We start from the raw sequence: 26,593 nt of genomic DNA, 5'->3' as shown, positions 1-26,593 counted from the left end.
TTTTTATTTTTTATATTTCACTCCTTCGCAATCTCCTCCGCCGGATTCACCTTCATTGCACTGCGTATATGCCTGAAGACGATGACGAATGTCACTGCCGCCACTATGAGGATGCCGAGCAGGAGGGAGATGATCGCGCTTTGTTGAGGCTCATTCAACGGTGCTCTGACTATACCTGCAATCATGAGAGATGCAGGTATGTTTATCACTGAAGCCAAGGCTATGGCAATGATATATGTCTTGCCGAAGATGAGGGCGATGTTGCGGGTTTTCGCTCCGTTTATCTTGCGTATCGCCATCTCCTTGCGTCGCCCGCGGGTGTCGAGAGCCACGGAGCTATAGATGCCCATGGCACAGACTATCAGGCTCACTATCGAGAGTATCATGGCAGTTGAGCGGATACAATCCAATATGAATGCATCAACAGACATGTTGTCACGCAAGTTATGCACAATACTCCTGCGCACTGCAGGATACATCCTGTTGACCAATGCGTTTGTTTCTGCATTCAGTTCGTCGTATCTTCCCTTCTTCGGCACCATAATATAGTCACTGTTTTGCATTGCCTCCTTGTCGATGATGATGGCAGAGCCGCCAATGTGGTCGTAGGGGAGGAAACTGAATGTTCCTGCAACGGGATAGTCGGTTTGCATTTTCAGCATACCGTTGTGGATTATGTCTAATTCCTTGTATCTCCTATACGTACTCTCATTAAGCAACACAAATCTGCTGCGGTCGGCATTTCCCGGCAACCATTTCACGTCGATATTCATGAATTTCAAGAATGCCATATCACTTACGACATACGAATACAAGTTTCTGGTAACGAGTTGTTGATCTTTCAGGTCTTCCCTTTCGTGCAGTTCGTTTATGTACATCCAACAGGTTTGCATGGGAATCAGTTTGTCGATGCTTGGCAATTTGCTGAGACTATCCTTGAATTCGATGCCGTTGTATTCTCCGAACGGGACGCACAACAGGCATTTCTTGTAGAAGCTGTCGTTGTCAGGAATCTGGTATTGCTTATATTCCAGCTCCGTCGTCTGATAAATGTGGATTGTGGAGCAAACGAAGAAGATGCTCACAGCCAACTGTATGGTGAGCATGGCATTGCGCATAAAATGGGTGCGACTGCGACGCAACGATGCGGCAAGTCCACCTTCCGACTTGCATATACGCCTGATGGTGAGCCAAATAATGAGTGAGCTGATGACAAATAAAATGGCTCCGATAATCAGAGCGGAAATATATATCGAGGATGTTTCGATATAGTCATGTTTAGTAATATGCAAAAGGTTTGACCTGTAGAACCCTTCAAGCCATACGCCCAACAATATCGACATAAGCATCGAAAGCAGCAAGACAATCGTCACCTCAGTGGAAAGAGTGAGGAATATCTGACTGCGCCTCGCACCGTTGACGATGCGCAGGGAAATCTCGCGCCGGCGCATCCACAGCAGTTGCATCTGCATACGCAGGAAACCTATGATGGCAGCAAGAAGTATCAGTGAGCCAACCACATACACACCGCTTATGACGGAGAAATAAAATCGCTCGTATTTGTCGTTATAAAATAAGGGTCTTGTCACCTCGAAGGAGTAGTTGTGAGGTTTCAGCACTCGTCCGATTTCTTTCTTCAGTTGCTCCACGGTACGTCCTTCGTGCATCACAACATACATGCGGTAGGAATAATAAATCTCATTCTCCGGCATTCCCGTATATTGGGTGGAAACACACAGTGGGCCGGCACTATAATATATGTTACTTGATTCAATGAGGTGTTCAATCAGTGAGACATCCTCAAAGACATCGCAGATAGTGAGAACAGGATTTTTTGACCACGTCTTATTGTCGTTCTTAATCTTTATTCCCACGGGATTGATGTCGCCGAAGAGCTGCTTTGCCATACGTCTGCCGATGACGGCCTCGCCGGGTTTCAACACCTTTATCTTCTTGCCTGTCAGAGCCGAACGTATGCCAAAGATATTCAGGTAGTTGTCGTCTGTGGCAATAAGCTCAATGTCCTGTTTGGCTATGAGTTCGTCTCCGAGGTAAAACGCAGGCAAGGAGTATGTCTGCAAACCGTTTGGAAACGTCACTTTTTCTGCTGAGGGCAATGCTCCCGCTGCCTTCATCTCGCGCATTATTTCGAACGAGATGTTGTTGCGCAATTTGTTTTCGCCTGACTGTTCCTTGTCAATAATTGCCACCTCATACAGTCGGTCGAAATAAGGCTCGTTTATCACGGCAGGTCTCTTGAACTCGTGCAACACGGTATGCACGACGGCGAGGGTCAATATGCCGATGGCTATCGACAGTATGCTCACCACGGTCTGCAACTTGTACTTCATCAAGTTGCGCAATGCTACTAATAAATTGTGTCTAATCATATTTTTAATTTAAGTTTCGTATGTGCTCAACTCTCAGAAGTTAAGGAAGTTAAAGAAGTTAAAGACAATAGTCTTTTCGCTTCCTTTCGGGAGTTTTCTGGGCTTTGACATACGTCTTTAACTTCCTTAACTTCTTTAACTTCCCTTTCCTGCGAAAGTTGAGTTTTTAACTATTTCGATTTGGGGAAGTCTTTTCATTATTTAACATATACTTCATTCTCACCATTTAACTTGTCGTAATCCCCGATGATCACTCGGTCGCCAGCCTTCAATCCTGATAGGATCTCTATCTGCTGCGGATTCTGACGTCCCGTCTCTATCTCCGTCTTCACGGCACGACTACCGTCTGCATCGAGCTTGTATATCCACAGACCTCCGGTGGTGGAGAGGAAGTCGCCTCGGGGGATGACAAGCGTGCGCTCCTTAATGCCAAGCCCTATCTGCACACGATAGCTCTTGCCTATGCGGATGTTCTCAGGCATCTCACCCGTGAAGACGAGGGAGCAGTCGAACTTCTTCTCCTTCACCTCGGGCACCACCTGCGATATGCGCATGGGATAGGTCTTCTCCTCATATTTCACACTCGCGGGAAGTCCGTTGGCTATGCGGTCGATGTAAAATTCATTCAACGACACCTTTATCTTGAATTGAGTCATAATCTTTATCTCTCCCACCTTCACTCCAGAGCCCACTTGCTGACCGGGAGTGACGCCGAGGAAACTAAGTTGTCCTGCCACTGGTGCCCTCACCACGAGATTTCTTGTGCGAGCGGCGGAGCGTGCTCTCTTCTTGTCGCTCGCCTGTCGGTTGGCTACTGCCATCTCGCGCATCAGTCGGGCGGAGACGGAGTCATGTCCGAGACTCTCCAACTGCAGCAACGCCTTCTTCTTCTGATACTCATAGTTCTTCTCGGCAACTTCCAGTTCCGCCTTGCTCTTTATGCCCATCCGATACTCTTCACGGCTCTGTTGCAAGGATTTCTCGATGCTCGCCAACTGATAATTGGCGTCGAGAGACTGCTGGCGCAACACTATCGACTTCTGCTGCATCTCTATCTCCTGTTCGCGATACCGCCTCTCGCTGTCTTCCCAAGCGTCGTTCTCATCCTCGATGGAGTGGAGCAGTTCGGGATTGCCCAATATGAGTATTGTGTCGCCCTCGTTGAGCATCGCCCCGTCTTCTGCCACTATGCGCTCCACGAATCCGCTTTCCATCGTGTTCACCTGTATGGTCATTATCGGTTGGACAATTCCCTCCACGTCGAGATATTCAGTGAAATCCCTCATTTCCGCCGAAGCCAGCACCTCCTTGGTGTCGGATAATTTTACCTTCTGAGGCTCAAGGCTTATTATAGTGGCATATATCACCAATGCCGCCAATGCGGTGCCTCCTGCGATGTGGTACAAGTACCGCCTGTACCAAGGCTTTTTCTTTATTCTGATATCCATAATTCCGTATTGTTTTCAAAGTCATATCCAGTGATGCTGCGCAGTGTGTGATACAGTGTCCAGTATGTCTGCTGCGCTGAGATGCAGTTGCGGTGGGCCGCGTTCTTCTCGCTGACGGCGGCATTGAGGTCGAGGATGGAGTTGCGCCCCATCACGTAGAGCCTTTGCGCCACAGCATGTCGCTGGGTGGCTCGCTGGTCGGTGAGGCGCGACATCTTCACTCTTCGCACCTGCATGTTGAATTGCGCCACTATGCGCGCCACGTTCTGTCGGAAGTCGCTCATACCCTGTTCCACCTGGGTGTTCGTCAGTGCGAGTTGCGACTTAGCCACTCTTATTCGTCCTTTCCCCCGTCCCCAGTCGAGGATGGGCAGTGAGAGGGAGATGCTGGCATATTCCTGATGCATTGGCGAGCGATAGGAGTCAGAGATGTTAGGTCCTGTCTGCGAGAGTCCGAACTGCATGTATATGTCAGCCCTTAATCCCGCATTTGCCCTTGCCACGGCGAGGTTGCTCTTGCTCTCCTGCATAATCCTGTTGTAGTATTCTGGGTCAGGACTCTTTTCCATTGCCTTGCTCATTGCGATGTCTATTGGCACCTCAAACTGCGGTACGGAGTCGGGCAGGGTGAGCGCAATATCCATGTCGTTATCTATTCCGAGGAAGGAGCGCATGGCGAGGGTTTCTTCCCTCAGTGCGATGTCGGCGTCCATCACGTTTGTCTCCTCGTTCAGTCGGTTTATTTCAAGTTGAAGCATCTCGTTTTCGGTGATTGTGCCGATGGCATATCGTCCCTGAGCCATACGGTAGAGAGTGTCGGCAGCTGCATAGTTCTGCCTTGCCATTTCAAGTTCCATCTGTGCCGAGGCGAGGGTGAAAAAACGGCTGCAGGTATTGGCAGCTACGAGTTCGATAGCCTCGGCATACCGTTTTCTTGCCTCGCGGAATCTCACCGGCTCTATGCGCTTGTCCCATTTCAGTGAGTTATATCCGAAGAGACTTTGCTCATATCCCACGACGAGCGGTTCGGCACTATACTCCGTGGTGTTCATCTCTCCCTCATGCAGTCGCGAGAGACTGCTTTTGAGAAACAGACTACCACCCGTCAACGGTATGTTTTGTGCTATCTTCAATGCCATGTCGCTGCCTTGCTGGTTTTGCTTCAGGAAGAGAGCCGTACCGTCGGATTGCGTGATTTTGTTCACCACCTTGTTTATATAATGCGAGGAGGTGAGAGTGACAGATGGCAGATAATTTGCGAGATGATAGCGGTAGTTCCACTTTGCCGCAAGATACGCGTTGCGCGCACTCTGCACAGATGGTGATTGCCTTTGCGCAAGCTCCACGGCATCGCGCAAGGTGAGTCGCAATATGTCCTTTCCCGTTGCCACTTGCCTTTCTGTTGCTCCGTATATGGTTGTCATCACCATAAGGAGCACTCCCGATGCTACTATATGTTTCTTTATCTTCATACCAATACCTAAGCAATATCCGTGCCAAACTGATAATTATCTAATAATCAGTACATTAATGTTTTTTGGGCGATTTCTGTAGCGTGCGAATCCGCACGATGAGTGTGCGAAATCGCACGTTCTGCACTTCTATATTCATGAATCATCGCGTAAGCGTCTCCACGATGACGTATTGCATATATCAAAAAAACCGCTAAGAGGCGAGCTTAGCGGTTTTCTTTCCATTTGTCAGGCAGAAGCATCCTGTATTTTTCCAGCGGCGTGTTTGGCGGCAAGGCTGCCGCCTTGTTAATCACGTCTGATATGTATTCGAAGAAGTTCACGCCGTTGAGTCTGTCTTCACGGTCATCTTAAGTGCCTCATTGAGTTTTTCGAAGAGATTCTCTGTTTTTGCCAGAAGGCCGTGCGCCGTTGTTGGTGTGCGGTCTCTCCTTTTTGCCATGAGACTCTTCCGTTGCTGTATTATTGTTGTTGCCGGGTGTTTCAGTCTCCTGTGCGGGCGGTGTCTGCTTCTCCGACTTGTTGCGGTTGAGCTTGCCGAGGACCTTCAACGCCCTTTTCGTCTTTTCCTCCTCATCTCCCTTTTGGACGAGAAGCACCTTAAGGCTTGCCCGCGGATCCTTGTTGAGAAGCTCAAGATAACTGTTCCAAGTCTCCTCATAACGTCCTTCTGCTGTTTTCATTGTTACCTCTTTAAAAAAACGCGGCAAAGGTAAACAATTAATTTGGACAACGCAATACGTCATCGTGGAGACGCTTACCACCCCACTATCCTTATATGTATCGTATCGGTATCATAATGGTTAGTCCTCATTATCCTCTGTTGGTGGCAACAGATAGTCGCTTGCCTTTGCTGACGAGATAGCCGACTTGCCTGTCTTGCTTTCCAATTGCTTTCGCGCAGCCTTTGCAACACTGCCACCCTCCTTGGCTATTTTCGCACTCTGCGTGTAGCCTTTGGGATTCTTTTGTTTGGATATTTCTGTAGTCGAAGCCTCTGCCAACATATTGAGAGCAAGCTCCACGTTGGTCATGTTGTCTCGAAGATTCTCTTTCTTCAATCCCTTGTATTGCTTGTACTGACGTGTGGTCATGCCGCTCCATTCACGTGTGATGATGTCGGTCAGTAAAGCGTACTGTTGTCCTTGCTTTGACATCGCCAGAACACCTTCTTTGTCAGTGCTCAATGCAAGACGCTGAAAGAGGGAACTGTTGATTTGTCTTTTCAGTTCTTTTACCTTCCATCCTTCATTGATGGCTTGCACCATGTAGAACTGCATTTCGAGAGAATCATCACATTTGAGAAGTTCGAAATAATGGCTCCATGTCAATTTGTGAGAAATCGTCTCACATTTTGGGAATGCAAGATAGAACTTACGCATATATGTGAGGTTGGAACGACTGAAACCACGTCCCCTCAGTCTTGTTAAGTCCTTGGAAAGGTTCACAAGGAGTCGTTCGCCATATCGCGCCTTGGCATTACCTTCTTGCTCAAATTCTACTATATATTGACCTGTTTCCCAACTTGCCTTCAGCAATGACTCGTTAACAGCTGTAATGGCATTGTTGCGAGCATCTTCCCAAAGATTAGCAATATGTGAGACGAGACTCACATATTCTTGTGTAGGTTCCGGGGTAATTACGACTAATTCATACGTTTACTTCATTATTTCGTCCAACAATTCATCGGTATCGCGCTCTATGCTGCGGATGTCCTCCATGAAGGCATTTTAACCGATAGAACTTCTTAACTTCCATCTTCGTATTATTTATGGTGCAAAATTACACAATAATAATGAATAATGCAACTGTTTGGTTGTATTTCTTCTATTTTACGAAGAAAAACTTGTGAAGGACACAGAGTTTCCATGCGGCAAACTATCTCTTAAACTCTGTGGTTTTATAAACATTTGCAAAAGTTGAGTAATATAATATAGTATGTAGTCGCTCGAAACATGCCTTTTTTATATCGTTTTTGAACGGTTTTGAGCGTGTTTTCGCTGAATTAACATAATTTTAACACGGAAATTGATGCAAATTTGCTCATAATTGCGCAGAAAATGCTCAAAAAATAGCCATTTTTATCAAAAAATGGCCTTCTTCTATCACTTCTATCACTCTTCTATCACTCCTTCTATCACTCATTAACTCTATGAGTATTAGATATTTAACCCCTATAGTGATAGTAGTGATAGTAAAATTAATAAAAAACATAGTATAGGGGAGGAGTGACAACAGTCTTAATGACGTTATCATAATAGTAGTAATAAAGGTATATGGACAAGGGAAGTGAAGTTATAAAAATAGTCGAGTGGAATTTAAAAGGGCAGGGTACTTGTTTTATATTCCGCACTGCGGAACGTACGTTCCCCATTGCGGAATATACGTTCCCCACTGCGGAATGTACGTTCCGCAGTGGGGAACGTAAACAAGAAACTCTATCCTTGCAAATTCAAGACGGGTTTATATAGAAATTGTAATAGTAATAACTCAAAGATTCAAATACCGCAAAATTATGGTATCTTTAATAGGTAGGCATTTGGAGAAAGCAGTGGCTGATGCATCCTTTGGAATGCCTTTGTAGGCACCGTCGTTTCCTACATTGCAGTCAACGGCAGTGGGATTGGCATCCATGTCCCACAATGGCACCCAATCGTCAGAAGTCTCTTTCAGACGCTTCAGGTAAATGTCGGTCACCTTCTCTGCAAAGTCTAAGAACTTTCTGTCCTTTGTGAAACGATAAACCATAGTATATCCATATATTGCCCACGACTGTCCTCTCGACCACATGGAATAATCAGCACATTAGTGTCCCGTTAAAATCGGGACACTAATGTTTTTATCATACAAATGTAACTTTTCCAAGGTATTTTGCCTTCATTTATGTAACTTTTCCAAGGTGTTTTACCCCTGTTTGTGTAACTTTTCCAAGTTTTTCTGCAGCAAAGATAAGGTTTTCCCTTGAATAATCAATAAAAATAATGAGTAAATCATTCATTATTTACATACCTTTAACGGACATTATTTTAAAGTGATCTTCTGTTGTCTCTGTTGTCGAAAATTACATTGGCAACTGCAAGGAGAAGACGGTGTTTTTGCCTGGAGTGGATGACGCGGTGATGGTGCCGCCGTGCAGGGAGACTATCTGACGGCAGATGCTGAGTCCAATGCCTGAACCATTGGACTTTGTGGTGAAGAAGGGGACGAAGATGCGGTCTAGAACTTCGGGCATGATGCCACAACCGTTGTCCTCCACCTTTATTAGTATGACATGCTGAGACTTATCTGCTCTTGCCGATAAGGTGATGGCTTTTTCTTCGACATCCCTTACCGCCTCCTGAGCATTCTTCAAAAGATTGATAAGCACTTGCTCTATCTGACTGCGGTCGATATGCACTGTATCTTCCGCCTCTTGAAGATCGAAGTGGAAATAGGGTTCAGGGAAGAGTTGGCGAAGGTCGGAGATTAGTTCCGAGAGTCTTACGTCTGAGAATTGCGGAGTGGAGATATGTTGCAGTTTGCGGTAGTTCTCCACAAAATGCAGGAGTCCGCTGCTGCGCCTGTTGATGGCTTGCAATGCCTGGGTGATGTCTTCTTGCGAGAGAGAATCATCCTTCATCCCTTCGGCGATAGTGTCACTCAGCGAGATAATTGGCGTAAGGGAATTCATAATCTCGTGGGTAAGTACCCTCACAAGTTGCTGTTGCGCCTCACTCTCACTCTTCTGCACCACCTCGTGAATGTTTTGCAGCGAATAGAGCTTATAATAGAAGCCACGGTCGAAGAAGTATGTGACGGTGATGGAGAATTCCTTTTCCTCTGTATTATTACCGTTTCTTACTCTCAACTTTGTCACCTTTTTTATTCCGGGACGCAGGTCGTGCATCAGTTGCGGCAAACTGCTATTGACAGCGGCAAGGTTGTCGATGTCAGAAATACGGAATCCACAGAGACTGTTGATAGCCATGCGGTTCATCCAATGGATATGTCCTTTGTCGTCGGAGACAATCAGACAGTCGCCTACGGTATTGAGCAGTGTGTCGAAATATTGGTATTGTGACTCTTGTTGTAAAGTTTTCTCCCTAAACTCATTCACCACGGCATTGATTTCCTCGGCAAGCAATCGCTCCTCTCCATGCAGTTTGTCGAGCGCAAAATGCAGTGAGAAGTCGCGAGTGCGAATGGCATGTATCATCTGCCTGAGGCGACGGATGCTTTTGTTGTAGAAAGGATTTAAAGAGAATGTCATAACTAAATGCCGAGTTTGTCAATCTTGCGATACAGTGCAAAACGAGTGATGCCAAGTAGTTCGGCAGCCTGGGTGAGATTGCCGTTGCTCATAGAGACGGCACGCTTGATGGCGTTTCTCTCCAGTTCCTCAAGGTTGAGAGTCTGCCGAGTGTCTTCGTTGCCGGCAGATTGAGTGTTTGGAGTAATCTGAATGTCAGAAGCCGAAAGTGTGGGGGAGCTGCAAAGGACTAATGAACGCTCTATCGAGTGTTGCAGTTCGCGCACGTTGCCAGGCCACGAATGGTTAAGCAACTTGGTGCGGGCATCGTCAGCGAGGCGCACTCCTTTCCGGTCATACCGCATGGCGTAGATGCTCAGGAAGTGTTCAGCCAAGAGTATGATGTCGTCGCCACGCTCGCGCAGTGGCGGGATATGCAGTTCGATGGTGTTGATGCGATAAAAGAGGTCCTGACGGAATGTGCCTTCGCTTATTCTCGCAGCAAGGTCAGCATTGGTGGCGGATATGATTCTCACGTCCACCTTTTTCTTCTTCGACGAACCAATGCGCAATGTCTCCCTTTTCTCTATCAGTGTAAGCATTTTCTGCTGCATCTGTAGCGACAGGTTGCCAATCTCGTCGAGAAACAGCGTACCGTCATCTGCCTGCTCTGCACGTCCTTCCTTTGCCTCGCGGGCATCGGTGAAGGCACCTTTTTCATGTCCGAAGAGTTCACTTTCGAACAGGGTCTCGGGAATACATCCGAGGTCTATACTCACAAAGGGTTTTGTCCTTCTGTGTGACAGTTGGTGAATGGCATGAGCCACCACATCCTTGCCCGCTCCGTTCTCGCCAGTGATGAGCACATTAGCGTCCGTGGCTGCCACTATTGCTATCTGCTGTTTCAGATTGCGCATGGCATCGCACTCACCAATGAGGTTGGGGAATAACACCTCGTCGTCAGATGTCCCGGGATCAGAGTCTTCGGTGTTGCGTGACTGCCTCAGTTCCAGGGCACTCCTCACAGTGTCGAGCAGTTTCTTTCTATCCCATGGCTTTGGTATGAAATCCACCGCTCCCGCCTTTATCGCCCTCACCGCCTTCTCGGTATCCACGTATGCCGTGATGAACAGCACCACGCTCTTCGGGTCGTGCTCCAATATGCGGGCGAGCCATTCATATCCCTCCTCGCCGCTTATTGCATCGCGGCTGAAGTTCATGTCGAGAATGATGACGTCGGGATGGAACGAATCCATAAACTCGATGACACGCTCCGGCTTGGCCGTCACCCTTACTGCCTCCACGTATGGCTTGAGCAGCATATTGAGCGACAGCAACACATCCTCGTTATCATCGACAACAAGTATTCGTCCTTTGGGAGATTCTACAGTTTTCATCACTATGACTTATGAGAATATATTTAATTTCACATTTGCCCAACCTTAGTAGTTAAAAGGAGTTCCTTGAGCATTGCGAAAAAAGTTGAATAATCAATACTTTTTTATAACTTATCGGGTGCAAAAGTAATATATAAAGGTAATATATGCAAACCTGTTGACATGTTTTAATAAGATTATCCATTTTTTTTATTGAAAATCTATTTGCCGGATGGCAGAAAAGCTGTAAATTTGCAGTCAGAAACTAAAAACATTTGTTTATGAACAAGAGATTTATATATTTTATCTGTCTTGTGGCTGCCATAGGCGGACTGCTCTTCGGCTACGACTGGGTAGTGATAGGTGGTGCAAAGCCATTCTACAAAGTATTTTTCGGCATTACCGACAATCTCAAGGTGACGACATCATATATGGCTGTAAACTCGAAATACGACTTTGAGGGCGGCTACGAGAACAACACCAAAGGCGGCATGCTCCACGTAGCAAACCACCATCTCAGTCCTGGAAAGAAAAAATGGACATCAACCATATCGGAATAATGCAATTCAAGTCGATGATAGAAAAAATATAAATCATGAAACATATAAAGAAAACAATTACTACGTGCCTTGCTGCACTATGCTTAACCGCTCAGGCTTACGCCACATCAGTACCTGAAGTGAAATGGGACAGCAAGAGTTTGATAATCGACGGACGGCGAGTAGTGCCCGTCATGGGCGAGGTGCATTTCTCGCGCATTCCCGCAACGGAGTGGAAGGACGAGGTGAGGAAGATGAAAGAGGGCGGAGTGACCATTATTGCCACCTACGTATTCTGGAACCACATCGAAGAACAGGAGGGCATCTTCAACTGGAGCGGACAGCGCGACCTCAGACGCTTCATAGAGATATGCAAGGAGGAACAACTGCCTGTAATATTGCGCATCGGCCCGTTCTGCCACGGCGAGGTGCGCAATGGAGGTATTCCCGACTGGGTTTTTGCTACTGGATGTAAGACTCGTTCGCAGGATCCTGTGTTCCTGTCATTTGTAGATAAGCTCTACCGACAGATATTCTCACAGATACAGGGACTGCAATGGAAGGACGGCGGACCGCTTATGGCTTGCCAGTTTGACAACGAATATCGTGGGTCGGGCGACTATCTAATGGCACTGAAACGCATTGCCAAAGGCATAGGTTTCGACCTTCCTTTCTACACCCGCACCGGCTGGCCGGAACTCTCCAAGCCAGTGCCATTCGGCGAGATGCTGCCTCTCTATGGCGACTATGCCGACGGATTCTGGGAAAGGTCGATAGAGGAAACGGCGGGCAACTACTTCAAAGCTTTCAATTTCAAGGCGTTCCGATCCTCCACAGCCATTGCCACCGAGCAACTTGGCAAGCAAAAAGAACAACTCAACGAGGGCGACGAGCAGTATCCGTATTTCACTTGCGAGCTTGGCGGTGGTATGATGCAGGCCTATCACCGTCGTCCTTTTGTCTATCCCGAAGATGCCTATTCCATGGCTTTGGTGAAACTCGGCAGCGGCTCCAACCTTCTCGGATACTATATGTATCACGGAGGAACAAACCCTGAAGGACTGACATGGCTGAACGAGATGCAGCGCACAATAGCAACCAACTACAACGACATGCCGGTGAAGAACTACGACTTCCAGGCTCCGCTTGGCGAATTCGGACAAACACTGCCCCACTACTACCAGCTGCGCAAACTGCACCTCTTTATGCACGACTACGGCGAAATGCTTGCCCCGATGGAAGCCACATTTCCTTGCCCGCAGGACATCAGCAAGGGCGACGACTCTTTCCTCCGCTGGTCATACCGCTCGCAGGACAACAGCGCGTTCATCTTCATCAACAACTACGAACGCCTCCAAAACCTCAGTGCGAAGCGCGGTGTGAGGCTCTCGGCATGCGGTGTGAAATTGCCAAAGCTTAACATACCGGCTGGCACAATGTGCATACTGCCTGTGAACATCGACGGCATCAGGTACGCCACGGCGCAAATCATAGCAAAGCGCGACGGAAAGATATACATGGAACAAATAAAGGGCATACCCACTACCATTGCAATGCAGAACGGCAAGGTGCTGAAAAACCTCAAGCCGCAAGGCACCACAAAACCTGTCTGCGGAAATATCTATCTGCTGACAAGCCAGGAAGCCGAGCGACTTTTCCTTCCGCCACATGCCAAAGAGGACATTCGGATTGAGGTGGAATACTCTAAGGTGAAAGAAGCAGGGCAGCTGCGCAAGATAACCATCGGCGCAAAAGGAGTGGCGGAAGAGCCCACCGACGAGGACTTTGATAATGCCGCAGTGTATAAGATTACACTGCCTTCAGAGGCAATCTCAAAGTCGAACCGACTGCTCAGCATAGAATACCAAGGCGACTGCGCCCGCCTCTATGCCAACGGTAAGCTCATTGCCGACCAGTTCCAATACGGTCGTCCCTTCATGTTTGGTCTGTGGCGACTACCCGAAGGCACCACAGAGCTTGAGCTCCGCATCCTGCCACTGCAACCCGATATGCCCGTCTATCTGCCGCGAGAGGCTGACAAAACTGCGGGCGAAGGAGTGAAGAGGATATACGTTCAATGTAAAAAGTCTTTTATCACTCCCATCGACTCCTCAAACTCATGAGGCTTGAAGCCGTGGCCGGCACCGGAGATAACATGCAGGCTGGAAGTCTTGTAGTTCTTAACGGCACGGCGTGAGTCGTCCATCGACACAACAGCATCGGCATCGCCCTGCACAATCAAAACCGGCTTCTTAAACCGCTTTATGGTCTTGAACACGTTCATGTCGCGAATTTCCATGAAGAAACGGCGACCCATGGGCACGTTCCACAGCTTTGTGGTCTCGGGAATGTCGGACACCTTCGGATAGCGTTTGTTCCAGTTGTCGGGAATGCACAATGCGGGGAACACGAGCACCAGCTTCGCCACATCCTTAGACAGCGAGGCGGCGGTGAGCGCCGACACCAGTCCGCCCTGGCTCTCGCCTATCAAGACGATGTTGTCGGCGTCGATGTCGGGTTGTCCCTTGAAGTATTTCACTATTGCCTCCAGGTCGCTTTGCTCGTCGAGGATAGACATGTTGTGGGTGTTGTTGTCGCTGCGGCTGTTAAGCGAGCCGCACGGGAAGTCGAAGGCGTAGCACTGGTAGCCCATCTTGTTCAGCTCGTTGAAATAGGCGAGCGAGTAGGCGTGGGTGCCGTTGAAGCCGTGGGCAATTATGGCTATAGGCTGTTTCTTTCCCGTGTAGCGCGGCTTGCCGATGATACCGAAGATGTTGCGGTCGCCGTTCTTTATCCAAAGGCTCTTGAAGTTCTTCGTGGCACGCTTCAGCGCATCCACAAGAGCTGGTGTTACCCATTTGCCGTCGTGTGCGCCTTCATCGACAAACATAGAGAAGTCTATGCCCTTCGTCTGCAAGGCTTTTGCAAGATCCATATTGCCCTGGAGCGTGAAGTCGTGGTCGCCCACCGAAATCTTCCAGTCCACCTTTCTCCACGCGTCAACGTCCTCGTCCGACCCGTTCTCAATGCGCGTCACGGGGTCGTTGTCGGCAATAGCCTGCTGGCGCCATTCCGCCGAGGGATCATCCTTGAGGAAGTCGAGCGGCTGGCGACGCAAGTAGCCCGAAATGTCATATACCATGGAGAACATCTCCGGATGATGGACACCATACACCGTGGCAGCGCCGCCGCCCATGGAAAAACCAGCAATGGAGCGGCCTCCCTTGTCGGTGCGCGTCCTGTAGGTCTTTTCGATGAAGGGTATCAGCTCTTTGAAGAAGTAGTCCTCATACTGCCAGTCGGGTGCTCCCGCCCTGCCTTCCACGGTGTTGAAATACATCATGTTCTGCTTGTTGCCTTCGGGCATCACGATTATCATGTCGCCGATAGCCCCGCAGTCGATGAGGCTGTCTGCCATGTGCGAAATCTGGTGGTAGTGCTCGAAGTCGGTGTGCGCCCCGCCTCCGCCGTGCATGAGGTAGAGCACGGGGTAGCTCCGCAGCGTGTCGGTGGCGTAGCTTCCCGGCAGGTAGATGGAGTAGTCGCGCTCCTTGATGCCCTTAAGCAATTGGCACGGCATTTTCAGCGACATTAGCTTGCCCGGACGCTGTTTGAAGTTCTTTGCCTTCACGTCCCATCCCTTGTAGTTTTTCAGGTCGCCCTTAAGGAAAATGTCGGCATTCTCTTTCTTTCCCTTCAGCTGCCAGTCGAGCCAGTCGATGACCATTCGTCCGTAGTCGCCGCCGTATTGCTCGTGATAGGTGCCGCCGTGTCCCGATGCGGGGTGGTTGGCAAGAGCCACGGGCACGTGGTGAATCCTGTCGTAGTCAAGCTGCGCGTTCTGGTACGCCACGTCGTCAGGACCTCCCACGACATAAAGTATCGGGGCGTGGACGTTGGGCAGCGACTCCTTGCTGGCGTCAGCCATCTCCATGTCGCCCATACCGGCATTTAATATAAGATAAGTCTTGAGACGTGCATCGGCGGCATTGGCGAGCACCTGTGCGCCGCCGCATGAATGGCCTGCCGCCGCCACACGGTCGGGGTCGATGTTCTGATAGTAGTCGCTTCCCTTGGTCTTGCTCTGCTCGACAATCCAGTCGAGGCCGCGCTTGAGTTCCGACGAAGGGGTGTGTCCCTCCGGACGGTCAAGACGCTTGTCCTGCATCTCGCCGATAGCCACCACCACATATCCGTGTGACGCTATTTCGGTCAGCATGCGTTCGTAGCCGATGCTTGTGTCTGAGCATCCGCCGTTGCCGAACATGAGTATTGGCAATGCACCTTGACGCGCGTGGGTATGCAGGAAGTCCTTCGGGCGGTAGATGACGAAGTCGGGCAGTCCTTTCTCCTTCACTGCCACAGCCTTGAACATGCCGCTTCCTCCTTCGTCAACAATCTTTTGCTTCAGAATCTGCTTGCTGACCAGCTTGTCACCGCCTTGCGCCACGACCATCATGGCAACCGCAAAGAGGCTCAGTAGGGTAATAAATCTTTTTTTGTTCATTGTTGTTATTGTTTTAATTGGTTTGTATGCTTGATATATGCTGACGGCGTCATGCCGTAAGCGTCTTGGAAACATTTGGAGAAGTAGCCCGACTTGGTGAATCCCACCATGTACATCACCTCGGAGATGGAGAATTTGCCTTCCCTCAACAGCAGTCCTGCTTTTTCCATCCTTATATTTCTGATGTATTCCACGGGCGAGACACCCGAGAGCTGCTTGATTTTCCTGTAGAGCAACTTCTGGCCCAGGCCCGTGATTTCCTGAAGCTTTGCCACGTTGAAGTCGGAGTCGATGAGGTTGCGCTCGATGGCTATCGTGATGTCGCGCAGCAACTTCTCGTCCCTCTCGCTGATTTCCGCCGAAGGCTTTTCCGCGTTTCCGCCAGAAGTGTCAAGAGCGCGCTTCACTTCCACTGCCATCGTGTTGAACGTCATGACGAAGTCGGCTCCTCCATCCGTGGCGGTTTCCACGGCAATCTTTCCGCCCAGTTCGTCGATGAACGACTTTGCCTGTGCGAGTTCCGACACCATGCCTATCGTTTCCACGGGCGACTCCTTGGCAGGCGCGAAATACTGGAAGAGGTGGGGGACTGCGGTTTCGGGTATGGAGAGCGAGTCGCTGTTGAGGCGTATCGTCAGCTTCCGCCGGGGCTCGTCGTGCGTCAGCGCGACGGTTATCCTGCTGTCGGGGCGCGAGTTGCCGATGATGTTTTGCAGCAGGATTGAGAGGATGGCGTCGAATTTCAGCACCTCCGTCTCCATCGTTATCTCCTCCTTGTCGGAGCGGAAGGTGAAGCTGGCGCCGCGAGTGTCGGCTTGCTGCCTTATAGCCTCCATCGTCTCCTTGCAGAACCTGACGGCGTTTATGTGCGTCGGTTCCAGCTGACGGCTTGACTCGGAGATGTCGCCCATGTCGAACGCCTTGCGGATCAGGGTGTTCATCTGCGTCGTCTGGCTTCTCACCGCCGAGACGGTGCTGCCGCAGTCCGCGGTTGCCTGTCCGTGGGTTTCCGCTGCGAGCGTCATTATCTTGTGAAGTGCCTGGCGGAGGTTTTGCGACACGTTGTTGTAGAAGTCCATGCGGGCGCGCGACTGTTCGAGGAAGAGTTGTTTTTCGCGTTGCTCCTTTGCCAGTTGCTTGCGCATCAGCCAGAAGCGCGCTGTCCACACGCCGGCTGCCAGTAGCAGCAGCACGTACAGGGACTTCGCCCACCACGAGAGATACCATGGGGGCAGGATCTCGATGTCGGCGCGAAACACTTCCTTGCCGTTGTCAAGGTCGCTCTCTATCGAACGTATCGTCAGCGTGTATCGCCCGTGCGGCAACGCCCTATACACCAATGGCTCCTTGATGGACCGCATCAGGTGCCACCTGTTGTCGATGCCCTTCAGCTTGTAGGCGTAGGAGAGCGACACGTCGCCGCTGTGGGGAAGGTCGGAGAAGCACAGGTCGATATTGTTCTCGTTGTGGCGCAGCGTGACCGAGCTGCCGGAGAAGTGCAGCTGCCTGCCGTTGACGTGGAAAGCCGACAGCAGGAGGTTTCTTCGCTTTATCCTCCCGTCGATGCCCGAAGGGTTGACGGCAACCATGCCGTCTTGACCGCCGATGAAGTAACGACGCTCGGAAGGGGAGTAGAATGCACCGTAGGCGTTGACGATGGGGATGCGCAAACGGCTGTAGCGCCGGCTCTCGGCGTCGCTCAGGATGATGCACTCGTCGCTCGTGCAGACCCACATCTTGCCGTCGATGTCGCAGAGGGCGACGGCCTCCACGTCCTCGTTGTTCATGCCGTACGGAAAGTGGCGGATGGAGCCTGACGGGCCGTAGCACGTCAGCTCGCCGGTGTTGGCGGTCCAGATGTTGCCGTGCCGGTCGGCAGCCATGCGTCCCGGGGGAGTCTTGCTGACGGTGGTCACTTTCAGCGTCGCGATGTCGATGCGTTCGAGGCCGTCGGCGGTCCTTGCCCATACGTGTCCGTTGCCGTCCTTGGCCAGCTGTCGCACCCACACGTTCTTTGAAGCTCCGCGGTCGAAACTTATGATATTGTCGGCGACCACAAACTCGCCGCAGCCCGTCAGCCTCTTTTTTGACACGATGAAAATGCCGCCGCTGTAGGCAGCTACCCACAGCCTGCCCGTTCCGTCGTCGATGATGTCGTAAGCCCAGCGCGCGTTCACCTCGTTGTTCTTGTCGGTGATGATGATTGTGTGCATCCTGCCCGTCGCCTCGTCGTAGAGGTTGATGCCGTTGTCGGTGGCTATCCACACGTTCCCCGTCAGGTCCTCATACACTTCCCTGATGCGGTTGTGGGATATGGGGTGGAGCTTGTCAGCCTGCCTGTACCATCGGCAGTTGCCCTTTTTCAGGAGAATAAGGCCGTTGCTGCCTCCAAGCCATTTCCTTCCCTTGCTGTCCACTAATATCTCGCTGAGCTTGTTGCCCTCCTTCTCTCCCGTCAGACGGTCCATCGGTGTATAGTCGTAGTAGTAGTGGGCAGGAATGACCGACACGCCGATGTCGGTGCCGAGGACTATGTTGCCCAGTCCGTCAACCAGCGTGCTCCACACCACGTTGTCGGCTATCGAGTGCGGATTCTGCGAGTCGTGCTTGTCGTGGCTCAGGAGTTTGTCGGAGTAGGTGTAAAGGCCGTTGTCGGAAGCTACGTAAAGGGTGTGGTCATCGCCCAGCGACATTGCCTTTACCGACACGTCCTCCAGTTCCGTCATCTTGGTCACCCTGCCGCTCGCCATGTCGTATTTGTAGAGCATCTCCCCCGCACCTGCCCAAAGGCACCGCCGCTGCCTGTCAGCCAGCAGCACGAAGACGGAAGAGGTCTCGCGCTCGTTAAGCGTGATGGGCGAGGGCTTGCCGTCGGAATAGGCGAACAGCCCCTTCAGCGTACCAGTATAGATTGTGCCATCAACGCAGGCGATGGAGTAGATGTCGTGAAGCTTGTCGCACAAGGTTTTCATCGTACGGCTCGCCGGATCGTACTCCTTCAGCCCGTCGTGGCAGCCGAGCAGAATCTTCTGCCCCCTTTTCTCAAGCGCCCTCACCTCCTGCCGCAATGGTTGAGGCTCGGAGTAGGAGCCGCTCGCGATGTCGTAGATGTAGAAGCCGTTGGTGGTGCCTAAATAGAGCTGGCGGCCGTTTGCCATCATGCTGTAGATGGTCGCACGAATCTCGTCGGAAAGGCCGCGCTTGGGGATGGCCCTGTAGCCGTCGTAGCAATACAGCCCGTTGCCCGTCCCCAACCAAAGGAGGCCGTCGTCGGTTTGAGCCATGCAGCGTACGGGCGTGTCGTTGACGCGCACATTATAATAATAGTGCGCGCGAAGGGCTGCAGCCCATGCAATCATAAGCAAAGATAAGAGTAATCTGATGTTTTTAGTCATGTCGTAATCGTTATTCTCCTGCAAAAATACAATAATTATCCAACAAAACAAAGCTGAAAAGCCATAAAATGCGCCTTTTGTCCACTTTAGGGCCGAAGTTGTCCAATATGAGGTCAGCCGTTATTGCCAAAAGACGTAATTTTGCAGCCGAAATCCTATTATCAAAAAAACGATTAGATAAAACAATTATGAAACAAACAAAAGGAAATTTCTTTCAAAGTCTTTTCTTAAAGACGTTGTTCCTTGCCTTGTCGGTCTGCTGCGCATTGGAGACGTTTGCGCAGGGCAACAAGGTGACAGGACGAGTGGTCGATGCACAAGGCGAGCCTGTCATCGGCGCGAGTGTTATGGTGAAAGGCCAGCAGAAAGGCGTGGTCACGGACATCGACGGCAACTATTCTATTGACGTTGCCAAGGGCGAGACGCTGCAGTTCTCCTACATCGGTTTCCGAAACGTGCAGAAAGTGGTCAACAAGGCGACACTCGACGTGGTCATGACCGAGGACGCCAATGTACTCAACGAGGTTATCGCTACCGGTTACGGAGCGGTGTCGCGCAAGAACCTGACCACTGCCATCGACAAGGTGAAGGGCGACGACGTGATAAAGACCGGTACGACAAACATGTCGCAAATGCTGATGGGTCGCGCTGCCGGACTTCAGGCCACCGTGTCGAGCGCGCAGCCTGGCGGTGGTGTGAACATCAACATCCGTGGCGGCGGCGAACCTCTCTATGTAGTGGATGGAGTGGTGATGCCTTCAGACGCTCTTGAAGGTTCGTCGGGTGGTTCGGCGACGGTGATGCCGAGCAGCGTGAACCGTTCAGGACTGGCTGGTTTGAACCCCGAGGACATTGAGAGCATTGAGGTGCTGAAGGACGCATCTGCCGCCATCTATGGTATCAATGCCGCCAACGGCGTCATCCTCATCACCACGAAAAGCGGCAAGAAAGGGAAAATGAAAGTATCGTACGAGGGCTCGCTCTCGATGGTGAGGAACTACAAATACATTGAGTCGCTCAACGCCACGGATTTCATGAACTATGTGAATGTGTTCAAGAAGGAGCAATACCTTTATAATAACAAGATGGCCCCATACGGACCGAACACTTACGACGGCGGCAACGACGACGCCTACACCCCGGACCAAATCAGCAAGGCGGAGACCATGGACTGGGCGAGCTATATACTGAAGAACGGCAGCATCTCGTCGCACAACATCACCATTCAGGGTGGTGCCGACCGCCTGTCGTACTATCTCTCCGGCAACTACTACCAGCAGGACGGAACGGTGGCAAATTCGTCTTACGAGCGCTTTGTGCTTCGTGCCAACATCGGCGCGCAGGTGTTCAACTGGCTGAAGCTGACCACCACGCTCAACTACAACAAGAACAACAACAACAACGGTCTGGTCGGAGGAACAAGCTCAGGCCGTGGAGCCGCGGCTTCGGGAGCCTTGACGGCCGCGCTCTCCTACCCGAGCAACCTGCCCCTCCGCGACGAGGACGGCAAATACTACGCGTTCTCCACTATTCCAAACCCTGTGGGAATGCTCGACATGACCAACCGCTCGTTCAGCGACGGCTTCAATGCCACTTTCGCCCTCGACTTCACGATTATTCCCGAGATGCTGACGGCACGTGCTCTTTACGGATATAACAAGGAGCACGCCAAGCGCGACGTGTATATCCCCTCCGACGTGTATTTCGACCAGATGTACAAGGCTCGCGGAAGCCTTAACAACGTGGAGCGCGACAACAGCACGATAGAGGCTACCGTATCGTTCGACCACAGCTTCTTCAACAACGCGCTCGCGGTGAACGTGGTTGCCGGTATGGGTCGCTACCTCTCCGCAGGCTCAGGACTCGGCGTGACCTACAACGACATCAACGACGTGATAGGCAACGACAACATCTCTGCCGCCACAGGCGACGTGAAGCAGTCGTCGGACAAATGGGCCAACGAGAAGCGCTCGCAGTTCGGACGCTTCAGCCTCGACATTCTCGACCGCTACGTCATAGCCGGGACATTGCGCCGCGACGGCACCGACAAGTTCTTCAAGGACAAGAAGTATTCGTGGTTCCCCTCGGCATCGGTGGCATGGAAGATATACAACGAGAAGTTTATGGAGAACGTGAAATGGGTGAACATGCTGAAACTGCGAGCCTCTTACGGACAGACGGGCAACGACAATCTCGGCTCCACCCTCTATGGCGTGTACAGCGCGTCGGGCAACAAGGTGGCTTTCGACAACAACTCCATAAAATACGTGGCTTACTATCTCTCGTCGAAGGACTATCCCGACGTTACCTGGGAGAAGACCATAATGAAGAACGTGGGTCTCGACTTCTCTGTATTGAAGGACCGCATCTACGGTTCGTTCGACTACTTCTGGAACGACGTGACCGACATGCTGGGCTACGCCTCCACCGAGGGACTCTCGATGTTTGCCTCACGCCCAATCAACGGCGGACACATCCGCCGCTACGGATGGGACGCCACGCTGAACACCGTGAACGTGGTGACTCCCGACTTCCGCTGGACCTCGATGCTGACCTTGTCGCACTATAACTCAATCTGGAAGGAACACTTCCCCAACACATACTTCGAGGAGTATCGCCAAAAGGACGACGAGCCGGTGAACGCGCTCTATTTCTATCGCACCGACGGCATCATCAATTCCGAGAAATCAAACATGCCAGTCCACCAGCCCAAGGACTTCCAATATCCCGGCTGCCCGATAATCAGGGACTTGAACGGCGACGGAGAGATAACAACCGCCGACGTTGACATGGTGAACGTGGTGCCCGCGCTCTATTGGGGATTGGGAAACACCTTCTACTACAAAAACTGGGATCTGAACATCTTTGTCTATTCACAGCTCGGACTGAAGAAATACAACTATTCTTACGACTGGAGCGACGGAAGGGAACTGGCAAACCAGACCTCGAACCAAAGCACCATCATCGGCGACGCATACAACTCGCAGACCAACCCCAACGGCACCCTGCCCGGCATTGCCTTCCGCCTGTCGAACGTTTCGCTGCCCGGCGGCGCGGGAACCGACGTGTATTACCAGAACGCCAACTTCCTCCGCGTGCGCAACATAACGCTGGGCTACACCTTCGACGCCCGCACGCTCGGCCCGCTGAGCAAATACGTGCAAAGCGTTCGCCTCTACGCCGACGCGCAGAATCCTTTCACCTTCACCAGCTTCGACAACTTCGACCCGGAGGTGCAGACCGGCGGCAGCTACAAGGGTGGAAAGGCGGAATATCCAATGACACGCACATTCTCATTCGGTCTTAAAGTTCAATTCTAAAAAACAAGCAATATCATGATACGTAATATTATAAAATCCACTTTTGTCGCTTGCGTTCTTGCCTTCTCACTCGGCAGCTGCGAGAACGACTTCGACGCAAAGATATACGGAAAACTGTCAACGACAAATTTCCCCGCCACGGCAGCCGACTACGAGAGCTATCTCATGGACTGCTACATACCGTTCACCGTCACATGGTCGTACAACCTCTCCGGCTCCAACATGCACAACTTCTACGTTTCGGAAGGTGGCCTGAACCGACTTTTCGACATGACCACCGACGAGAGCTCGCCTTGGCGCATCGGTTCGTGGGGAGGCGCGTTCACCTACTATGGCGAAGCGCAGTTTGAGGACATGAAACTGGCGGGACGCGGCTCCATGGTGCCTTCAAACCACTATGAGAAAATCAGGGACGTCACCAGATTCACGAAAATTATCGGCGACATTGAGGCGGCTGACCCCGCTGTGCTTCCGACGGAACTGCAGCAGGAGTATCTCGGCGAGGCGCGACTGCTTCGAGGCCTCATGATGTATTATCTGCTCCACATGTACGGTCCGGTGCCGGTGATTCTCGACCCGTCGCTTGTCGGCGACGACGCGGCGGAGGCCGCACTGGAGCGACCGACGCTCGACGAGATGACACAGTATATCGCCGACGACCTGGAGTTTGCCGTAGGCCATGTGGCGGAAACCCAGTCGGAAAAGGGACGATACACCGCCGACTACGCACGCTTCTGCCTGATGCGCCACTACTTGAACGAGGGCTACCACGTGAACGGCTACTACCAGAAGGCATACGACCTCTTCGGCCAGTTCAAGGGCTCTTACTCGCTATTCCAGAACGGCGACAACCCTTATGCCGCACAGTTTATGATTGCAAACAAGTTCAACTGCGAAACCATCATGGCCGTGTCGTGCAACGAAAACGCAACAGGCAACGGCTCGGAGGGCAATTTCAACCCGTTCTCATGGTACGCGCTTTCGTGGGAAGTGTCAAAATACGACGATAAGGGCAATCCAACACCCTTTGTCAAGCAAGGCGGAGGATGGGGACAGACATTCAACATCTCCAAGCATTTCTACGACACCTTCGAGGAAGGCGACAAGCGCGCCGAAACCATCATAACACGTTTCTTCCACATCTTTGGATATTGGGTGACCGAGGAGCATCTCGGTAGCGTATGGGACGGCTTCATCATCAACAAATACCCCATCGAGACCGAGACTCCTTTCCAGGGAACAGACATACCGCTGGCGCGCTGGGCCGACGTGCTGCTGCTCTATGCCGAGGCTGACGTGAGGGCACACAACACCGTGTCGGCACAGGCAATCGACTGCGTGAACCAAGTGAGACAGAGAGCCGGACTGCATAATCTCGACCCCGAGAAGACCGCAAGCAAAGAGGCTTTCCTCGACGCACTGCTCATTGAGCGCGGACACGAGCTCTACTATGAGGGATGCCGCAAGATTGACCTCATCCGCTTCAACAAATACTACACCCTGCTGAAGGAAGCCGGAAAAGATCCAAGCAGCCAGTATTTCCCTCTGCCAGACTATGCCGTTAAGCAGGCGGAAGAATGTGGCAAGACGCTGACACAATACTTCACTCGCGACAACTATGACGGCCCAAAGAGATGACAGGCAGAAGAGACAACAAAAACTGGGAATGGTTACAATTCAGATATGAACAATGTTGTTAGTTAGTATTTTGTATGTGGTGCGGCCACCCTTGGTCGCACCCTTACGGTAACAACATGTATTTACCTTTTCTAACGATACAATGAACAAGATTTGCAAGACAATGTTATTGGGGTGCGCGGCAGCGCTGATGTCTGCACAGGCGCACGCCTCGGAGGCCCCCGAAGTAAGATGGGACAGTAAGAGTTTGATAATCGACGGACGGCGGGTGGTGCCCGTCATGGGCGAGGTGCATTTCTCGCGCATTCCCGCCGACGAGTGGAAAGACGAGGTGAGGAAGATGAAACTCGGGGGCGTGACCATTATCGCCACCTACGTATTCTGGAACCACATAGAGGAACAGGAGGGCATCTTCAACTGGAGCGGACAGCGCAACCTCAGACGCTTCATCGAGATATGCAAGGAGGAGCAGCTGCCCGTAATTCTGCGCATCGGCCCCTTCTGCCACGGCGAGGTGCGCAACGGCGGCATTCCCGACTGGGTCTTTACCAAGGGATGTAAAACGCGCTCGCAAGATCCTAAGTTCCTGTCTTTTGTGGATAAGCTCTACCGACAGATATTCTCACAGATACAGGGACTGCAATGGAAGGACGGCGGACCGCTTATGGCTTGCCAGTTTGACAACGAATATCGTGGGTCGGGCGACTATCTAATGGCACTGAAACGCATTGCCAAAGGCATAGGTTTCGACCTTCCTTTCTACACCCGCACCGGCTGGCCGGAACTCTCCAAGCCAGTGCCATTCGGCGAGATGCTGCCTCTCTATGGCGACTATGCCGACGGATTCTGGGAAAGGTCGATAGAGGAAACGGCGGGCAACTACTTCAAAGCTTTCAATTTCAAGGCGTTCCGATCCTCCACAGCCATTGCCACCGAGCAACTTGGCAAGCAAAAAGAACAACTCAACGAGGGCGACGAGCAGTATCCGTATTTCACTTGCGAGCTTGGCGGTGGTATGATGCAGGCCTATCACCGTCGTCCTTTTGTCTATCCCGAAGATGCCTATTCCATGGCTTTGGTGAAACTCGGCAGCGGCTCCAACCTTCTCGGATACTATATGTATCACGGAGGAACAAACCCTGAAGGACTGACATGGCTGAACGAGATGCAGCGCACAATAGCAACCAACTACAACGACATGCCGGTGAAGAACTACGACTTCCAGGCTCCGCTTGGCGAATTCGGACAAACACTGCCCCACTACTACCAGCTGCGCAAACTGCACCTCTTTATGCACGACTACGGCGAAATGCTTGCCCCGATGGAAGCCACATTTCCTTGCCCGCAGGACATCAGCAAGGGCGACGACTCTTTCCTCCGCTGGTCATACCGCTCGCAGGACAACAGCGCGTTCATCTTCATCAACAACTACGAACGCCTCCAAAACCTCAGTGCGAAGCGCGGTGTGAGGCTCTCGGCATGCGGTGTGAAATTGCCAAAGCTTAACATACCGGCTGGCACAATGTGCATACTGCCTGTGAACATCGACGGCATCAGGTACGCCACGGCGCAAATCATAGCAAAGCGCGACGGAAAGATATACATGGAACAAATAAAGGGCATACCCACTACCATTGCAATGCAGAACGGCAAGGTGCTGAAAAACCTCAAGCCGCAAGGCACCACAAAACCTGTCTGCGGAAATATCTATCTGCTGACAAGCCAGGAAGCCGAGCGACTTTTCCTTCCGCCACATGCCAAAGAGGACATTCGGATTGAGGTGGAATACTCTAAGGTGAAAGAAGCAGGGCAGCTGCGCAAGATAACCATCGGCGCAAAAGGAGTGGCGGAAGAGCCCACCGACGAGGACTTTGATAATGCCGCAGTGTATAAGATTACACTGCCTTCAGAGGCAATCTCAAAGTCGAACCGACTGCTCAGCATAGAATACCAAGGCGACTGCGCCCGCCTCTATGCGGGCGGCAAACTCATTGCCGACCAGTTCCAGTACGGTCGCCCATTCCTCTATGGTCTATGGCGACTACCCGAAGGCATCACCGAGTTTGAGCTCCGCATCCTCCCACTGCAAGCCGATGCCCCCATCTATCTGCCAAGAGAGGCGGACAAGACTCCGGGCGAAGGAATAAAAAGCATCACCATCAAATAACTACAAGCAATGGTAATCTGTGGTGAATGACAATAGGTCAGCAAAGATTAAAAAAATTATACTTTGCCGACATTATGGCATTATGACAAACATTGGCACAGAGATTGCTTTGC

General features: G+C 51.3%; 14 protein-coding genes and 1 pseudogene. 5 read left to right on the top strand and 10 right to left on the bottom strand.

The annotated features are described in order from the left end of the window. Nucleotides 1–17: 17 nt before the first annotated feature. From CIK99_RS03065 to CIK99_RS03025, 8 genes and pseudogenes are all read right to left on the bottom strand, one after another. The gene (locus CIK99_RS03065; RefSeq protein WP_094379642.1) at nt 18–2,390 is read right to left on the bottom strand and encodes an ABC transporter permease; all 2,373 of its coding nucleotides are present in this window, start codon (nt 2,388–2,390) and stop codon (nt 18–20) included. Between the two features lie 197 nt (nt 2,391–2,587). After that, complete coding sequence (locus CIK99_RS03060; protein ID WP_094379640.1) at nt 2,588–3,838, bottom strand: efflux RND transporter periplasmic adaptor subunit; 1,251 nt, start codon at nt 3,836–3,838, stop codon at nt 2,588–2,590. Further along, the gene (locus CIK99_RS03055) at nt 3,823–5,268 is read right to left on the bottom strand and encodes a TolC family protein (protein WP_371590828.1); all 1,446 of its coding nucleotides are present in this window, start codon (nt 5,266–5,268) and stop codon (nt 3,823–3,825) included. Before CIK99_RS03055 ends, CIK99_RS03060 begins: the two co-directional genes overlap by 16 nt. A gap of 401 nt (nt 5,269–5,669) precedes the next feature. Then, nucleotides 5,670–5,993 (bottom strand): hypothetical protein, encoded by a 324-nt coding sequence (locus CIK99_RS03050; protein ID WP_094379635.1) that lies wholly within the window; start codon nt 5,991–5,993, stop codon nt 5,670–5,672. A gap of 120 nt (nt 5,994–6,113) precedes the next feature. After that, nucleotides 6,114–6,923 carry a DUF1016 N-terminal domain-containing protein gene (locus CIK99_RS03045; RefSeq protein ID WP_371590825.1) on the bottom strand — a complete coding sequence of 270 codons (810 nt, stop codon included), beginning with the start codon at nt 6,921–6,923 and terminating at the stop codon, nt 6,114–6,116. Nucleotides 6,924–7,857: 934 nt separating this feature from the next. Further along, nucleotides 7,858–8,112, bottom strand: a pseudogene (locus CIK99_RS03035) (hypothetical protein); the annotation flags it as partial. Nucleotides 8,113–8,371: 259 nt separating this feature from the next. Beyond that, nucleotides 8,372–9,559 carry a PAS domain-containing sensor histidine kinase gene (locus CIK99_RS03030; protein ID WP_094379628.1) on the bottom strand — a complete coding sequence of 396 codons (1,188 nt, stop codon included), beginning with the start codon at nt 9,557–9,559 and terminating at the stop codon, nt 8,372–8,374. Nucleotides 9,560–9,561: 2 nt separating this feature from the next. Beyond that, nucleotides 9,562–10,935, bottom strand: a complete 1,374-nt coding sequence (locus tag CIK99_RS03025; protein ID WP_094379625.1) for a sigma-54 dependent transcriptional regulator — start codon at nt 10,933–10,935, stop codon at nt 9,562–9,564. A 260-nt stretch (nt 10,936–11,195) separates the two neighbouring features. Between CIK99_RS03025 and CIK99_RS15140 the strand changes: the two genes are divergently transcribed. Then, on the top strand, nt 11,196–11,474 hold the full coding sequence (locus CIK99_RS15140) for a hypothetical protein (RefSeq protein WP_094379623.1): 279 nt from the start codon (nt 11,196–11,198) through the stop codon (nt 11,472–11,474). A 35-nt stretch (nt 11,475–11,509) separates the two neighbouring features. Continuing rightward, nucleotides 11,510–13,576, top strand: coding sequence for a beta-galactosidase (locus CIK99_RS03015; protein ID WP_094379621.1), 2,067 nt, complete (start codon nt 11,510–11,512; stop codon nt 13,574–13,576). Here the strand turns inward: CIK99_RS03015 and CIK99_RS03010 are convergent. Beyond that, nucleotides 13,528–15,960 (bottom strand): alpha/beta fold hydrolase, encoded by a 2,433-nt coding sequence (locus tag CIK99_RS03010; RefSeq protein ID WP_144007880.1) that lies wholly within the window; start codon nt 15,958–15,960, stop codon nt 13,528–13,530. The two genes, CIK99_RS03015 and CIK99_RS03010, sit on opposite strands and share 49 nt — an antisense overlap. Before the next feature lie 5 nt (nt 15,961–15,965). After that, entirely contained in the window at nt 15,966–19,355 is a 3,390-nt protein-coding gene (locus tag CIK99_RS03005; protein ID WP_144007879.1) for a helix-turn-helix domain-containing protein, read from the bottom strand. 188 nt (nt 19,356–19,543) lie between these two features. On the opposite strand from CIK99_RS03005, the gene CIK99_RS03000 reads away from it, so the two are divergent. The 3 genes from CIK99_RS03000 (at nt 19,544) to CIK99_RS02990 (ending at nt 26,480) form a co-directional block, all read left to right on the top strand. Further along, complete coding sequence (locus CIK99_RS03000) at nt 19,544–22,675, top strand: TonB-dependent receptor (RefSeq protein WP_094379614.1); 3,132 nt, start codon at nt 19,544–19,546, stop codon at nt 22,673–22,675. Between the two features lie 15 nt (nt 22,676–22,690). Continuing rightward, a complete protein-coding gene (locus CIK99_RS02995) occupies nt 22,691–24,313 on the top strand; it encodes a RagB/SusD family nutrient uptake outer membrane protein (protein WP_094379612.1) in 1,623 nt (540 codons plus the stop codon). Nucleotides 24,314–24,455: 142 nt separating this feature from the next. Further along, a complete protein-coding gene (locus tag CIK99_RS02990) occupies nt 24,456–26,480 on the top strand; it encodes a beta-galactosidase (RefSeq protein WP_254047704.1) in 2,025 nt (674 codons plus the stop codon). Nucleotides 26,481–26,593 lie beyond the last annotated feature (113 nt).

Origin of the sequence: Prevotella sp. P5-92, from assembly GCF_002251245.1 — a bacterium.
Lineage (GTDB): Bacteria > Bacteroidota > Bacteroidia > Bacteroidales > Bacteroidaceae > Prevotella.
Note: the sequence above shows the minus strand (reverse complement) of the source record. Positions and strands in the feature narration are given on the sequence as shown.

Bases quoted from the DNA above. Each gene is read 5' to 3' on its own strand.
- CIK99_RS03025 (WP_094379625.1), bottom strand. From the start codon at position 10,935: ATGAAAACTGTAGAATCTCCCAAAGGACGAATACTTGTTGTCGATGAT.
- CIK99_RS03050 (WP_094379635.1), bottom strand. From the start codon at position 5,993: ATGAAAACAGCAGAAGGACGTTATGAGGAGACTTGGAACAGTTATCTT.
- CIK99_RS03015 (WP_094379621.1), top strand. From the start codon at position 11,510: ATGAAACATATAAAGAAAACAATTACTACGTGCCTTGCTGCACTATGC.
- CIK99_RS03005 (WP_144007879.1), bottom strand. From the start codon at position 19,355: ATGACTAAAAACATCAGATTACTCTTATCTTTGCTTATGATTGCATGG.
- CIK99_RS02990 (WP_254047704.1), top strand. From the start codon at position 24,456: ATGAACAAGATTTGCAAGACAATGTTATTGGGGTGCGCGGCAGCGCTG.
- CIK99_RS03030 (WP_094379628.1), bottom strand. From the start codon at position 9,559: ATGACATTCTCTTTAAATCCTTTCTACAACAAAAGCATCCGTCGCCTC.
- CIK99_RS03060 (WP_094379640.1), bottom strand. From the start codon at position 3,838: ATGGATATCAGAATAAAGAAAAAGCCTTGGTACAGGCGGTACTTGTAC.
- CIK99_RS02995 (WP_094379612.1), top strand. From the start codon at position 22,691: ATGATACGTAATATTATAAAATCCACTTTTGTCGCTTGCGTTCTTGCC.
- CIK99_RS03065 (WP_094379642.1), bottom strand. From the start codon at position 2,390: ATGATTAGACACAATTTATTAGTAGCATTGCGCAACTTGATGAAGTAC.
- CIK99_RS03055 (WP_371590828.1), bottom strand. From the start codon at position 5,268: ATGGTGATGACAACCATATACGGAGCAACAGAAAGGCAAGTGGCAACG.
- CIK99_RS15140 (WP_094379623.1), top strand. From the start codon at position 11,196: ATGAACAAGAGATTTATATATTTTATCTGTCTTGTGGCTGCCATAGGC.
- CIK99_RS03010 (WP_144007880.1), bottom strand. From the start codon at position 15,960: ATGAACAAAAAAAGATTTATTACCCTACTGAGCCTCTTTGCGGTTGCC.
- CIK99_RS03000 (WP_094379614.1), top strand. From the start codon at position 19,544: ATGAAACAAACAAAAGGAAATTTCTTTCAAAGTCTTTTCTTAAAGACG.